Below are 13,514 nucleotides of genomic sequence, written 5' to 3'. Positions count from 1 at the left end.
AAATAGGTTATCGAAGACGAAGGGATTCCGTTCCAAAATGATTACTTCAATCCCTGCAATTTCTCCAACACAACCTTATAAACATCCGTTAGACTTCCCAAGTCCCTACGGAAAACATCCTTGTCCATATGGTGCCCTTCCGCATCCCAAAGGCGACAGTTATCTGGTGAGAATTCGTCTGCCAAGATGATCTTGCCATCCTTATCAAAACCAAATTCCAATTTAAAGTCAATCAAGCGAAGACCAATTTGCGCAAACCAATCTTTCAGCAATTCATTGATACGACGCGTTTCTTCCTTGATATAAGCGATTTGTTCATCATTGGCAATATCCAAGAACTTCACATGCTCATCATTGATAAATGGATCATCCAACTCATCGTTTTTGTAGTAAAATTCAACAATTGGAGTTTCTAGGTCCACCCCTTCTTCCACACCAAACCGTTTGGAGAAAGAACCCGCCGTCACATTACGAAGAACAACTTCCAAAGGAATGATGGTCACTTTCTTGTTGAGTTGTTCGGTATCAGAAATACGTTCGATAAAGTGCGTCGCTACCCCAGCAGCATTCAATTTTTCAAAAATAAGAGACGAAATCTGATTATTCAGCACACCTTTTCCTTCGATGGTCTCTTTACGAGCCCCATTCAGCATAGTGGCCTGGTCCTTATAAACGGACTTAATCACATGTTCGTCTTCTGTACTATAAATATCTTTTGCTTTCCCCGTATAAATTAATTGATCGGACATCTTCTTGTTCGCCTTTCATCTTTTATCCCTTTCAGTGTATCACAGAGAGGTAGTTTTTTCAAGTTAAATCCGTATCTTGTTCGCTTGTAACACAAAAATAATAAGAGATTGAATCAAAAAGATTCAACCTCTTATTTTTAGATGCTTATTTGTTCGTAAAAACCGAACTTTATTTGCTTGTTTTCTTCAAAACGTAGTCTACCATATCTCCAACGGTTGCCATGGCATCAATATCCTTGTCTGGGATATCAATTTGGTAGGCTTCTTCCAAATAAATAATGTATTCCATGAGATCAACTGAATCTACTTCCAAGTCCTTTCGTAAATCCAAATCCAAAGTTACCTCATACTCAGATCCCTTATGATCTTTAATCAACCCTTCAACTAGTTTAAAAATTTCTTGATGACGACTCATTTCTCTTCCTCCAATTCTGATAATTCAACCACAGACTTACGAATAACATCTGTTTCCAACATGGTCCGGATCTGGCGGATCGTGCTGTAGACTGCTTTGGCATCACTAGAACCATGGGTTTTCACGACAGGGGCTTGTAAACCAAACAAGACCGCACCTCCAACATCTGAATAATCCAAGGTCTTTTTCAAACCTCTTAGATCATTCTTCAAGAGGAAGGCTCCAATCTTAGCCTTCAAGCCACCACCACTAAGGACCGTTTTCAACTGTTTAAAGAGGCCCAAAGCAGTTCCTTCCATGGTCTTAAGGACAGCATTTCCTGTAAATCCATCAGTCACAATGACGTCAGCAACTCCATCCATCAAATCACGCGCTTCTACATTTCCTACAAAGTTGAGGGCAGGATCTGCTGATAATAATTGATAGGTCTCCTTGCGGAGGGGATCTCCCTTGCTTTCCTCTGTTCCGTTATTTAAGAGACCGATACGAGGCCGCTTAACGCCACGAACATTCTCTGCGTAATAGGCTCCCATAATCGCATATTGGTGCAAGTGTGTTGGCGTATTTTCAGCATTTGCCCCCAGATCCAACATATCATAGCCCTTCCCATCAAGGGTTGGAAGAGTCGACATCAAACCTGGACGATCGATGACCTTGATCCGACCGACGATGAAGTAACCAGAGGCAAGAAGAGCTCCTGTATTTCCTGCAGAAAGCATCGCATCTGCTTCCCCATTCTTAACTGCATGCGCTGCTAAGACCATGCTGGCTTGCTTTTTCCGACGAATCGCACGAGTTGGCTCATCATCTGAGTTGATTTTCTCATCCGTATGGACGATCGATACCCGCTCAGTTGCTGTCAGGTATTGCTTAATTTTAGCCTCATCCCCATACAAAATGACTTCAATATCCTTAAATTCTTGTATGGCTTGATTGACCCCTTCTACTAGGGCCTGTGGAGCATGATCTCCACCCATTGCATCAACTGCAATTTTTTTCATTTCTTACCTCCAGACTGATCTTTTAAGATCTCTCCCCAGCTTCCCAGGGAATCAATAAATTTCTTAGCTTTTAGATGAATGCCGACATATTCATCATAGAGTTGGTCTAGACACTTTCTCAACTCTTTCTTCATCTCATCATGGATGGAAATCGTCTCTAGCTCACTAAATTTCACAGCTTGAAAACGATCCAACAAATAGAGGGCATTTGGATCCCAGTGGGCTCGTCTTTCGTCACGATCATAATGATCTGGGCAAAGGACACCACCTAATCGGAATGAAAAATCAAAAGGCAGCCCCACTCGATGACAGATACAACACTCATGGACGTTTAAGGCGACACCAAATCGGGATAAAATCTGCATTTCAAAAATATTGGTCAAGATTTCATAATCCAAGCCCCGATCCATCAATTGCAAGGTCTGCTCTAAAAAAGCAAATAAGGCTGGATCAGGTTGACGATCCTGTATACTAGCATCTGCCAAGGCTAGTATATAGGTTGCGTAGGAAAGACGAAAAAGGTCTTGATTAATCCCTTGAAAACTTTGAACCTCATGAATATCTTCGATGTAGCTGAGTCCGTCATCATTGATTTTCAGATACATATCCGCTAAAGTCAACGGTTGGATCATAGAATTCAACCGAGAACGATTGGCATGTTTCACGAAAAACATCAGCTTGCCAGCTTGCTCTGTAAAGATTTTAACCAACTTATCGTCCTCTCGGTAATCCCGATGGTAGAGGACGATGCCACGACTCTCAATGCTCTCCAGCATGTTCTTTCATAAACTCCTTCAACCGACTCATCGCTTCTTGGATCACTTCCATACTTGCTGCATAAGACAAGCGTACATATCCTTCACCGTATGATCCAAAAGCCATTCCTGGGATAAAGGCAACAGCCTTTTCTTGGGCTAGGAGCTTCAAAAAATCGAAGGAGTCTTGGTTATATCCTTGTGGGATCTTAGCAAAGATATAGAAGGCACCATCCGGGCGGATAATATCAAAGCCCATGGCAGACATTTCTTTGATGATATAATCTCGACGCTCTATGTATTCCCGTTTCATCGGCTCTGCATCGTCTTTACCAATCGTTAAGGCTTCAATGGCTGCATACTGGTTCATGGTCCCCGCTGCAGTCACCAAGTACTGATGACTCTTGATTAATTGAGCTGTCAAAGGAGCCGGCGCAAAGATAAAACCGAGTCTCCAGCCTGTCATAGCATGAGATTTTGATAAACCATTGATAATAATGGCTTGGTCCCGTAGATAGGATCCCAAGGAAACGTGAGGCTGACCTGTGTAGGTTAATTCTGAATAGACCTCATCACAAACGACAAAAACTTCATATTTCTTCAAGACACTAGCCAAATCCTGCATTTGCTCCTTAGAGTAGGTGACACCTGTCGGATTAGCTGGGTAGTTGAGAATAACCGCCTTGACGCGATTTCCTTGCACTTCTATAGCCTTTTCTAAAGCCTCAGGACTGAGGATAAAGCGATTGTCTGTCGTATCGATTTCGACGACACTAGCCCCCATCAGTTTAATAATAGGTTCGTAACCAGGATAAGCTGGTGCTGGTAAGAGCACTACATCTCCCGGTTCCAATATAGCGGTCAAGGTCGCAGAAAGGGCCTCCGTTGCCCCAATAGTAACCAAAATTTCATCCTCTGGTCGATATTGTAGGTTATATTTTTCAGCTACAAACTGACTAGCAGCTTCTCGCAAAGCTAGCAAGCCACTCATCCCCGTATAATGGCTCTGGTTGGCATCAATAGCTGCTTTTGCCGCTTCCTTTACATGATCCGGTGTCGTAAAATCTGGCTCACCCAAGGTTAAGCGTAAAACACCTGGAATAGAAGAAATGGCTTGGTCAAACTGACGAATCAAAGAAATCTCGATTCGATTCAAATTTTGATTAAACCGTTTTGTTAAATCCATAGCCACCTCCAAAAAAGTTCTATCACCATTATACTATAAATAGAAAACCATCGCAAAAAAGGGGCTAGTCCCAACTAAAATGATACAATAATGGCCTTTTTCATCAAAAAAGGACTTAGCACATGCTAAATCCTCTCATTGAATAAATTTTACCAAATCTTTTCTATTCTTGACCACGTGTTGCAACATAATTCAACTGATCACCATGTTTCGCCAAGAAATCCTTCATTTCCGAATCCGGAATTTGACGAAGGTAGAGATTGGAACGGATAGTTTCATCTTCTTCGCGACAAGTAGACAAGACTAGGTACTTATCAGAAGCATTGATTTTAATATTTGGATTCTTTGTACGCGCTGACTCATAGATGTTTTTCAACTGGGTAGTGAAATCTTCATCATCTGAAAAGCTGGTACGATAGAAAGCTGTTGTTTCAGGAACAATGACCAAGCCCATTGCTTCATAATAATACTTACGCTCAGGTGTTTCAATAACTACGTAAGGGTGCTGGTTAAAGTACTCTTGGTTATCATAGAAGTTAACATCGTTAAACATCCGATGGTCTTCAACCTGGCTACCACGAGCATGACCGAATAACCAGGTCAAACGATCACTAAAGTCTTTTTTATTATCAGTATCCATGAAAACAGTTCCCATTAAAGGTTGGTTTCCACCCTCAAACGTCTTATCCAAATAAGTAGCATTATCCCCTGTTTGAACAACAGGCTCATCTAACTCAGTTCCTGGAGCATAAACATAGGCAATCGCTTCTGGATTGACAGAAGTTAATTGAGCAAAGCGGTTGGCTAAATACTCTTTTTCTTCTTGACTTGGCTCATACTTAACTTCCTTGACCTCTTTGCTACTTGCACTAGATGATGAGCTCGTGTCCTTTTTATCAGATGAGGTCTGTTTCCCAAATGGATTAAAGAGGACAAAACCACCTACAAGGGCTATAAGAGTAAGCAAAGCAAGAATAAGCGAAATGCCCTTTCTTTTAGAACTAGAATGTTTATCTGTACGATTCATAAAAATAAGATCCCCTATATACCGTTTACTCTAAAAAATAACACCGAGCCCGAAGGCTCAGTGATATTTAATTTAAGAGCTAATTAATAAAAATTATTTAACAGCGCTTGTTTTTGGAAGAGCTTTGTCAGCTTGTTTAGATCCAGCTTTACCAGCTGCTGCTGCTTTAGCTGCTTCTTCTGCTTTAGCTGCTTCTTCTTTAGATTGTTTAGCTGCTTCTTCTTTAGAAATTCCATGTTCTTTCAAGTAACGTGCGTTAGCTTGTTCTGGAGTTTCATTCAAGATATAGTAAGAACCTTGTTTCTTGTCAGCAGTGTTGTATGTCTTTTGAGATTCTTGGATTTTAGCGTTACGAGCTGCATTACGAGCATTGTTCAATGCTTCTTCATAAGCTGCTTTCTTTTCACCGTAAAGGTGTGAACCACCTTCAACAGCATCGAATGCTTTCTTAGCTTCGATTACTGCTGGATCTTGTGATGCGATAGCATCAATGTCTTCTTGGTGACCACCAACATACTCATTAGCTTTACGACCATTTTTAAACTCAGTTTGAGCGTTGTAAGGATCGTTTACTCCACCACCAGTTACTGGTTGGTCATATGCACCTGGAGTGTTAGCTCCACCGTTAATAGGGTTTTCATTCGCAAATGCTGGTGCTGCTGCTGCAAATACTGCAAGAGCTGCTACTGATGATAATAAAACTTTTTTCATTGTTTTATCTCCTTTTTTCATTTTAAAAAATAATTCGTTACTTCGTAACTATTACTAGTTTACTACGATATATTTTATTTGTCAATAAAATCTGACCCATTTTTTAAATTAATTTTATATTTTTTTAGGTAAGAGAAGATTTGACTTTTAAAGTAGAAATCTTTTATTTTGTAAGTGTTTTACTTCTTTTATTTGATTGCACCACTTTTTGGCAAGGTCTTTTTTGGTAGACAAGGATCCATTCTATCCTCATTTTTTTGTGCTTCTTTCAACAACTCCTCCCTCTGATTTTTTATCTTACTTTCTTTTTTTAACCAGTTGAAAAACATATCTTTCCTTTCTTAAAAAAGAGGCTCTCTACAACCTCTTTTTTACATTTTTAAGATTTTTTCGCATTTCCAGTTTCAAATAGAGGAGACAGAGGACGTTTTTCATGGATGCGGATAATCGCTTCTGCCAATAGTTTTGCGATGGAGATTTGTTCAATTTTATCAATTAAGCGCTCTTCAGGTAGGTAAATGGTGTCCAATACTACCAACTTCTTAATGGCTGATTTCTGAATATTGTCCATAGCTGGACCAGACAATACCGGATGCGTACAACTAGCGTAGACTTCTACTGCTCCTGCTTCAGCAAGTGCATCCGCAGCATGGCAAATTGTTCCTGCAGTATCGATCATATCATCGATCAGGATACAAGTTTTCCCTTCAACGTTCCCAATGATGTTCATGACTTCACTGGTGTTCATTTTATCGACACTCCGACGTTTATCAATGATAGCAATCGGCGTTTTCAAAAATTCAGCTAGCTTACGAGCACGCGTCACACCACCGTGGTCCGGACTGACTACCACATAGTCAGAACCAACCATGCCACGACGTTCAAAGTAGTCTGCAATCAATGGAGCCCCCATCAAATGATCCACCGGAATATCAAAGAACCCTTGAATCTGAGCAGCATGCAAATCAATGGTTAAGAGACGATCTACACCAGCAATTTCTAACATATTGGCAACCAATTTGGATGTAATCGGTTCACGAGCACGAGCTTTACGGTCTTGACGAGCATAACCATAATAAGGCATAACTACATTAATGGTTTGAGCACTGGCACGTTTTAAAGCATCTACCATGATCAAAATTTCCATTAAATTATCATTTACAGGAGAGCTCGTAGATTGAAGAATATACACCTCTTTACCACGAATAGACTCCTCAATATTGACCTGGATTTCCCCATCTGAAAATTGACGTACGGTCGACTTACCAAGTGGCAATCCCATCTCCTTAGAGACACGTTCAGCCAAATCTTGGTTAGAAGATAAAGCAAACAGCATTAAATCCGAAAACGACATGATTTCCTCCACATAAATTTAACCACAATGTACAAATTGTACAAATCTTCTCTTTACCCATTGTAACGCTTTTTACATGATTTTTCAATCCATAATCCACCAAAAATTAAAATAGTAACTATAGTAAAAAACACCCACTAAAAGTGGGTGTTTTGAATTCTTAGTTTGGATAGATGTAAGTAACTGATCCTTGTGCATTCACTGGGTTAAACCATCCACGGTAGTTCCCAATGCTACGGATACCTAAGTAGTTAGATTCAGATACTTGGATACTTGTAGTAGATTGAACAGCAGTAACAACCGCTACGTGTCCATATCCACCGTCATTCCAACATGCAATAGCTCCGACTTGTGGTTGGCTTCCAGTACGGAATCCAGCTGCTGCGGCACTTGCAGCCCACTGTGCTCCATTACCCCAATAATCACCAGCCCAAGGTGCCAATACTTTCACACCCCAAGTACATTCACCTACTGGGTATGAACTTGCAGATGTGCTGTACGTTGGACGACTAGTTGCAGCAGGTGTAGCAACAGTTTGAGTTTGAACTACTGGTGCTGCAGCAGGAGTTGCAACAGTTGCTTGAGGTTGTGCTGCTTCAGCTGCTGGCGTTTGAGTTGCAGCTTGCACTTGTGCTTGCAAGTTAGTATTAGCAGATGCTTCTACAGCCTTACGTTGCTCTTCTTGTTGTGCACGGTAAGCTGCTTCAGCTGCTGCTGCTTCAGCTGCAGCTTTCTCAGCTGCTGCTTTCTCAGCAAGCAATGCATTCTTTTCATTTTCTGCAGTTGATTTTTCAGCTGCCAAATTCAATTGTGCAACTTTCAACTCAGCTTCTTTAGTTGTCAACGCTTGCGCATCATCATCTAATTTTTGTTGGTTGGCAATAACAGTGTTGATTGCTTCATTGTTTTCTTTTTGCTTAGCGTCAATTGCTTCTTTATCGCGTTTTTGCTCTTCAAGCATCTTGTTGTTAGCGCTAGCAATTTCATTCATTGCAGAAACACGAGAAATAGCTTCAGTCAATGATCCAGAACTTACAATAGCGTTGATGTAACTTGTAGCAGTTCCTGTTGTTTGAGCACTACGTGCTTGGTTTGCCAATGATTCTTGACGAGCAACAATGTTCTTAGACAGCTCTTCAATCTCAGCAGAGAGGCGAGCAGACTCTTCATTCAAACGATCATTTTCAGCTTTAAGAGTTTCTTGTTGTTTTTTGATTTCAGAAACTTGAGATTGAATTTGATCAACTTCTGCTTGTGCACTTTGTTCTTTCGAACTCAAATCAGCAATCTTACTATCTTGTGCAGCGATTTTATCATCAGTAGAATCAGCTCCTACAGAAATAACTGTACCTACTTGTGATAAAGCAACTGTACTAAGTAAAATAGTCGTTAATAATTTTTTCTTCATAAAATAAAAGACTCCTTCGTATAAGACACTAACTAGTATAACAGAAAATGAAAGATTTTATGTTACGCCTTTGTTACATTTTTATTTCTATTGATGTATCAAAGTAACAAAAAAAGTTAGCTAGAAAGCTAACTTGATTCTCTACGGAGAATGGGGGATTCGAACCCCCGCGCCAGTTACCCGACCTAACGATTTAGCAAACCGTCCTCTTCAGCCTCTTGAGTAATTCTCCAAAATGGGCACGAGTGGACTCGAACCACCGACCTCACGCTTATCAGGCGTGCGCTCTAACCACCTGAGCTACGCGCCCAAGTTAAAAACTTGGTAATGAACAAATGTTCAAAGCGGGTGACGAGAATCGAACTCGCGACAACAGCTTGGAAGGCTGTAGTTTTACCACTAAACTACACCCGCTAATTATTAAAGAAAATGGCGCGAGACGGAATCGAACCGCCGACACATGGAGCTTCAATCCATTGCTCTACCAACTGAGCTACCGAGCCAAATATTGCGGGAGCAGGATTTGAACCTACGACCTTCGGGTTATGAGCCCGACGAGCTACCGAGCTGCTCCATCCCGCGTTAATATTAAGGAGGATGTGGGATTCGAACCCACGCACGCTTTTACACGCCTGACGGTTTTCAAGACCGTTCCCTTCAGCCGGACTTGGGTAATCCTCCAGCTAATTATGGACCTTGTAGGACTTGAACCTACGACCACTCGGTTATGAGCCGAGAGCTCTAACCAGCTGAGCTAAAGGTCCGACAAGATCAATAGTATAGCGGCGAAGGGGATCGAACCCCCGACCTCCCGGGTATGAACCGGACGCTCTAGCCAGCTGAGCTACACCGCCATAAATCGGGAAGACAGGATTCGAACCTGCGACACCTTGGTCCCAAACCAAGTACTCTACCAAGCTGAGCTACTTCCCGAACTAAAGCTTACGCTTTATGCACCCTAGAGGAGTCGAACCTCTAACCGCCTGATTCGTAGTCAGGTACTCTATCCAGTTGAGCTAAGGGTGCTTCTTCTCCAACCTAAGTCTATGCCGAGGACCGGAATCGAACCGGTACGATCGTTACCAATCGCAGGATTTTAAGTCCTGTGCGTCTGCCAGTTCCGCCACCCCGGCCTCCTCAAGCGAACGACGGGATTCGAACCCGCGACCCCCACCTTGGCAAGGTGGTGTTCTACCACTGAACTACGTTCGCATCTGTTTCTTTATATAAAAAAATGCCGGCTACATGACTTGAACACGCGACCCTCTGATTACAAATCAGATGCTCTACCAACTGAGCTAAGCCGGCTCATTATTATTCTTTTATGCGGGTTAAGGGACTTGAACCCCCACGCCGTAAAGCGCCAGATCCTAAATCTGGTGCGTCTGCCAATTCCGCCAAACCCGCTATAATGACCCGTACTGGGCTCGAACCAGTGACCCATTGATTAAAAGTCAATTGCTCTACCAACTGAGCTAACGAGTCGTATCATTATCTGCTAGAAACTACGTTTCTACGGTCCCGACGGGAATCGAACCCGCGATCTTCGCCGTGACAGGGCGACGTGATAACCGCTACACTACGGGACCTATGGGAGTTAACGGGATCGAACCGCTGACCCTCTGCTTGTAAGGCAGATGCTCTCCCAGCTGAGCTAAACTCCCATATGGTCGTTTAACTCAGCCAACGGTGAGAAACTGCGTTTCTCTTATCCGCCGATTGGAATTTCGATTTCCTCTCAATTCCAACTAAGCTAAACTCCCAAATGAGCCTAGATTCCTCTAGACTCAACCTTGCTAAGCGACTACCATATCTCACAGGGGGCAACCCCCAACTACTTCCGGCGTTCTAGGGCTTAACTTCTGTGTTCGGCATGGGTACAGGTGTATCTCCTAGGCTATCGTCACTTAACTCTGAATGATGAACATTCAAAATTGAATACCTATATTCTAACAAAAATCTAACCAGCTGTAAATATCCTCAGTTACTTTTTGGATAAGTCCTCGAGCTATTAGTATTAGTCCGCTCCATTGCTCACACAACTTCCACTCCTAACCTATCTACCTGATCTTCTCTCAGGGCTCTTACTAACATATTGTTATGGGAAATCTCATCTTGAGGTGGGTTTCACACTTAGATGCTTTCAGCGTTTATCCCTTCCCTACATAGCTACCCAGCGATGCCTCTGGCGAGACAACTGGTACACCAGCGGTAAGTCCACTCTGGTCCTCTCGTACTAGGAGCAGATCCTCTCAAATTTCCTACGCCCGCGACGGATAGGGACCGAACTGTCTCACGACGTTCTGAACCCAGCTCGCGTGCCGCTTTAATGGGCGAACAGCCCAACCCTTGGGACCGACTACAGCCCCAGGATGCGACGAGCCGACATCGAGGTGCCAAACCTCCCCGTCGATGTGAACTCTTGGGGGAGATAAGCCTGTTATCCCCAGGGTAGCTTTTATCCGTTGAGCGATGGCCCTTCCATACGGAACCACCGGATCACTAAGCCCGACTTTCGTCCCTGCTCGAGTTGTAGCTCTCGCAGTCAAGCTCCCTTATACCTTTACACTCTGCGAATGATTTCCAACCATTCTGAGGGAACCTTTGGGCGCCTCCGTTACCTTTTAGGAGGCGACCGCCCCAGTCAAACTGCCCGTCAGACACTGTCTCCGATAGGGATCACCTATCCGGGTTAGAGTGGCCATAACACAAGGGTAGTATCCCAACATCGCCTCCATCGAAACTGGCGTCCCGATCTCTATGGCTCCTACCTATCCTGTACATGTGGCACAGACACTCAATATCAAACTGCAGTAAAGCTCCATGGGGTCTTTCCGTCCTGTCGCGGGTAACCTGCATCTTCACAGGTACTAAAATTTCACCGAGTCTCTCGTTGAGACAGTGCCCAAATCATTACGCCTTTCGTGCGGGTCGGAACTTACCCGACAAGGAATTTCGCTACCTTAGGACCGTTATAGTTACGGCCGCCGTTTACTGGGGCTTCAATTCATACCTTCGCTTACGCTAAGCACTCCTCTTAACCTTCCAGCACCGGGCAGGCGTCACCCCCTATACATCATCTTACGATTTAGCAGAGAGCTGTGTTTTTGATAAACAGTTGCTTGGGCCTATTCACTGCGGCTGACCTAAGTCAGCACCCCTTCTCCCGAAGTTACGGGGTCATTTTGCCGAGTTCCTTAACGAGAGTTCTCTCGCTCACCTGAGGCTACTCGCCTCGACTACCTGTGTCGGTTTGCGGTACGGGTAGAGTATGTTTAAACGCTAGAAGCTTTTCTTGGCAGTGTGACATCACTAACTTCGCTACTAAACTTCGCTCCCCATCACAGCTCAATGTTATAGAACTAAGCATTTAACTCAATTCACACCTCACTGCTTAGACGTGCACTTCCAATCGCACGCTTTAGTTAGCCTACTGCGTCCCTCCATCACTACATACTCTAGTACAGGAATATCAACCTGTTGTCCATCGGATACACCTTTCGGTCTCTCCTTAGGTCCCGACTAACCCAGGGCGGACGAGCCTTCCCCTGGAAACCTTAGTCTTACGGTGGACAGGATTCTCACCTGTCTTTCGCTACTCATACCGGCATTCTCACTTCTATGCGTTCCAGCACTCCTCACGGTATACCTTCTTCACACATAGAACGCTCTCCTACCATACCATTAAAGGTATCCACAGCTTCGGTAAATTGTTTTAGCCCCGGTACATTTTCGGCGCAGGGTCACTCGACTAGTGAGCTATTACGCACTCTTTGAATGAATAGCTGCTTCTAAGCTAACATCCTAGTTGTCTGTGCAACCCCACATCCTTTTCCACTTAACAATTATTTTGGGACCTTAGCTGGTGGTCTGGGCTGTTTCCCTTTCGACTACGGATCTTAGCACTCGCAGTCTGACTGCCGACCATAATTCATTGGCATTCGGAGTTTATCTGAGATTGGTAATCCGGGATGGACCCCTCACCCAAACAGTGCTCTACCTCCAAGAATCTTAATGTCGACGCTAGCCCTAAAGCTATTTCGGAGAGAACCAGCTATCTCCAAGTTCGTTTGGAATTTCTCCGCTACCCACAAGTCATCCAAGCACTTTTCAACGTGCCCTGGTTCGGTCCTCCAGTGCGTTTTACCGCACCTTCAACCTGCTCATGGGTAGGTCACATGGTTTCGGGTCTACGACATAATACTAAAGCGCCCTATTCAGACTCGGTTTCCCTGCGGCTCCGTCTCTTCAACTTAACCTCGCATCATATCGTAACTCGCCGGTTCATTCTACAAAAGGCACGCTCTCACCCATTAACGGGCTCGAACTTGTTGTAGGCACACGGTTTCAGGTTCTATTTCACTCCCCTCCCGGGGTGCTTTTCACCTTTCCCTCACGGTACTGGTTCACTATCGGTCACTAGGGAGTATTTAGGGTTGGGAGATGGTCCTCCCAGATTCCGACGAGATTCCACGTGTCTCGCCGTACTCAGGATACTGCTAGGTATAAAGACTATTTAAAATACGAGGCTGTTACTCTCTTTGGCCTACCTTCCCAGGTAGTTCTTCTATAATCTTTAAGTCCACATTGCAGTCCTACAACCCCGAAGAGTAAACTCTTCGGTTTGCCCTCCTGCCGTTTCGCTCGCCGCTACTAAGGCAATCGCTTTTGCTTTCTCTTCCTGCAGCTACTTAGATGTTTCAGTTCACTGCGTCTTCCTCCTCATATCCTTAACAGATATGGGTAACAGGTATCACCTGCTGGGTTCCCCCATTCGGACACCCCCGGATCTAAGCTTACTTACAGCTCCCCGAGGCATTTCGTCGTTTGTCACGTCCTTCTTCGGCTCCTAGTGCCAAGGCATCCACCGTGCGCCCTTATTAACTTAACCTTATTAACCTAATTTCT

General features: G+C 43.8%; 9 protein-coding genes, 17 tRNA genes and 2 rRNA genes. All 28 read right to left on the bottom strand.

Annotated features, from left to right (window positions below; translation table 11 throughout):
* Positions 1–41: 41 nt before the first annotated feature.
* Positions 42–749: a phosphoribosylaminoimidazolesuccinocarboxamide synthase gene (gene purC, locus EL081_RS00235; RefSeq protein WP_126403566.1), complete on the bottom strand. Its 708-nt coding sequence runs from the start codon at positions 747–749 to the stop codon at positions 42–44.
* 169 nt (positions 750–918) lie between these two features.
* Entirely contained in the window at positions 919–1,164 is a 246-nt protein-coding gene (locus EL081_RS00230; protein WP_006595305.1) for an acyl carrier protein, read from the bottom strand.
* The gene (gene plsX / locus EL081_RS00225) at positions 1,161–2,165 is read right to left on the bottom strand and encodes a phosphate acyltransferase PlsX (protein ID WP_126403565.1); all 1,005 of its coding nucleotides are present in this window, start codon (positions 2,163–2,165) and stop codon (positions 1,161–1,163) included. Before plsX ends, EL081_RS00230 begins: the two co-directional genes overlap by 4 nt.
* Positions 2,162–2,941, bottom strand: coding sequence for a DNA repair protein RecO (gene recO / locus EL081_RS00220; protein WP_126403564.1), 780 nt, complete (start codon positions 2,939–2,941; stop codon positions 2,162–2,164). Before recO ends, plsX begins: the two co-directional genes overlap by 4 nt.
* On the bottom strand, positions 2,925–4,106 hold the full coding sequence (locus EL081_RS00215) for a pyridoxal phosphate-dependent aminotransferase (protein ID WP_126403563.1): 1,182 nt from the start codon (positions 4,104–4,106) through the stop codon (positions 2,925–2,927). The genes recO and EL081_RS00215 overlap by 17 nt, the downstream gene beginning before the upstream one ends.
* A 163-nt stretch (positions 4,107–4,269) precedes the next feature.
* Entirely contained in the window at positions 4,270–5,133 is an 864-nt protein-coding gene (gene srtB, locus EL081_RS00210; RefSeq protein ID WP_126403562.1) for a class B sortase, LPKTxAVK-specific, read from the bottom strand.
* 93 nt (positions 5,134–5,226) lie between these two features.
* Positions 5,227–5,844 (bottom strand): amylase-binding adhesin AbpA, encoded by a 618-nt coding sequence (abpA, locus tag EL081_RS00205; RefSeq protein WP_126403561.1) that lies wholly within the window; start codon positions 5,842–5,844, stop codon positions 5,227–5,229.
* A 379-nt stretch (positions 5,845–6,223) separates the two neighbouring features.
* A complete protein-coding gene (locus tag EL081_RS00195) occupies positions 6,224–7,198 on the bottom strand; it encodes a ribose-phosphate diphosphokinase (RefSeq protein WP_006595312.1) in 975 nt (324 codons plus the stop codon).
* Between the two features lie 160 nt (positions 7,199–7,358).
* On the bottom strand, positions 7,359–8,606 hold the full coding sequence (gene pcsB / locus EL081_RS00190) for a peptidoglycan hydrolase PcsB (protein ID WP_126403560.1): 1,248 nt from the start codon (positions 8,604–8,606) through the stop codon (positions 7,359–7,361).
* Positions 8,607–8,750: 144 nt separating this feature from the next.
* A tRNA-Ser gene (locus tag EL081_RS00185) sits at positions 8,751–8,838 on the bottom strand.
* 4 nt (positions 8,839–8,842) lie between these two features.
* A tRNA-Ile gene (locus EL081_RS00180) sits at positions 8,843–8,916 on the bottom strand.
* Positions 8,917–8,949: 33 nt separating this feature from the next.
* Positions 8,950–9,020 (bottom strand) — tRNA-Gly (locus EL081_RS00175).
* A 16-nt stretch (positions 9,021–9,036) separates the two neighbouring features.
* Positions 9,037–9,109 (bottom strand) — tRNA-Phe (locus tag EL081_RS00170).
* A gap of 5 nt (positions 9,110–9,114) precedes the next feature.
* Positions 9,115–9,188, bottom strand: a tRNA-Met gene (locus tag EL081_RS00165).
* Positions 9,189–9,197: 9 nt separating this feature from the next.
* Positions 9,198–9,287, bottom strand: a tRNA-Ser gene (locus tag EL081_RS00160).
* A 9-nt stretch (positions 9,288–9,296) separates the two neighbouring features.
* Positions 9,297–9,370, bottom strand: a tRNA-Ile gene (locus EL081_RS00155).
* A 16-nt stretch (positions 9,371–9,386) separates the two neighbouring features.
* Positions 9,387–9,460 (bottom strand) — tRNA-Met (locus EL081_RS00150).
* Between the two features lie 5 nt (positions 9,461–9,465).
* A tRNA-Pro gene (locus EL081_RS00145) sits at positions 9,466–9,539 on the bottom strand.
* Positions 9,540–9,558: 19 nt separating this feature from the next.
* Positions 9,559–9,632: transfer RNA gene (locus EL081_RS00140), tRNA-Arg, on the bottom strand.
* Between the two features lie 21 nt (positions 9,633–9,653).
* Positions 9,654–9,739: transfer RNA gene (locus EL081_RS00135), tRNA-Leu, on the bottom strand.
* Between the two features lie 7 nt (positions 9,740–9,746).
* Positions 9,747–9,818 (bottom strand) — tRNA-Gly (locus EL081_RS00130).
* A 23-nt stretch (positions 9,819–9,841) separates the two neighbouring features.
* A tRNA-Thr gene (locus tag EL081_RS00125) sits at positions 9,842–9,914 on the bottom strand.
* Positions 9,915–9,931: 17 nt separating this feature from the next.
* Positions 9,932–10,013, bottom strand: a tRNA-Leu gene (locus EL081_RS00120).
* Positions 10,014–10,018: 5 nt separating this feature from the next.
* A tRNA-Lys gene (locus EL081_RS00115) sits at positions 10,019–10,091 on the bottom strand.
* A gap of 31 nt (positions 10,092–10,122) precedes the next feature.
* Positions 10,123–10,195, bottom strand: a tRNA-Asp gene (locus EL081_RS00110).
* A 2-nt stretch (positions 10,196–10,197) separates the two neighbouring features.
* Positions 10,198–10,270 (bottom strand) — tRNA-Val (locus EL081_RS00105).
* A 131-nt stretch (positions 10,271–10,401) separates the two neighbouring features.
* Positions 10,402–10,517 (bottom strand): 5S ribosomal RNA (gene rrf, locus EL081_RS00100).
* Between the two features lie 80 nt (positions 10,518–10,597).
* Positions 10,598–13,497 (bottom strand): 23S ribosomal RNA (locus tag EL081_RS00095).
* Positions 13,498–13,514: the final 17 nt, after the last annotated feature.

It is taken from the genome of Streptococcus viridans (assembly GCF_900636365.1).
In the GTDB taxonomy this organism is placed as follows: domain Bacteria; phylum Bacillota; class Bacilli; order Lactobacillales; family Streptococcaceae; genus Streptococcus; species Streptococcus viridans_A.
Note: the sequence above shows the minus strand (reverse complement) of the source record. Positions and strands in the feature narration are given on the sequence as shown.

Bases quoted from the DNA above. Each gene is read 5' to 3' on its own strand.
- purC (WP_126403566.1), bottom strand. From the start codon at position 749: ATGTCCGATCAATTAATTTATACGGGGAAAGCAAAAGATATTTATAGT.
- EL081_RS00230 (WP_006595305.1), bottom strand. From the start codon at position 1,164: ATGAGTCGTCATCAAGAAATTTTTAAACTAGTTGAAGGGTTGATTAAA.
- plsX (WP_126403565.1), bottom strand. From the start codon at position 2,165: ATGAAAAAAATTGCAGTTGATGCAATGGGTGGAGATCATGCTCCACAG.
- recO (WP_126403564.1), bottom strand. From the start codon at position 2,941: ATGCTGGAGAGCATTGAGAGTCGTGGCATCGTCCTCTACCATCGGGAT.
- EL081_RS00215 (WP_126403563.1), bottom strand. From the start codon at position 4,106: ATGGATTTAACAAAACGGTTTAATCAAAATTTGAATCGAATCGAGATT.
- srtB (WP_126403562.1), bottom strand. From the start codon at position 5,133: ATGAATCGTACAGATAAACATTCTAGTTCTAAAAGAAAGGGCATTTCG.
- abpA (WP_126403561.1), bottom strand. From the start codon at position 5,844: ATGAAAAAAGTTTTATTATCATCAGTAGCAGCTCTTGCAGTATTTGCA.
- EL081_RS00195 (WP_006595312.1), bottom strand. From the start codon at position 7,198: ATGTCGTTTTCGGATTTAATGCTGTTTGCTTTATCTTCTAACCAAGAT.
- pcsB (WP_126403560.1), bottom strand. From the start codon at position 8,606: ATGAAGAAAAAATTATTAACGACTATTTTACTTAGTACAGTTGCTTTA.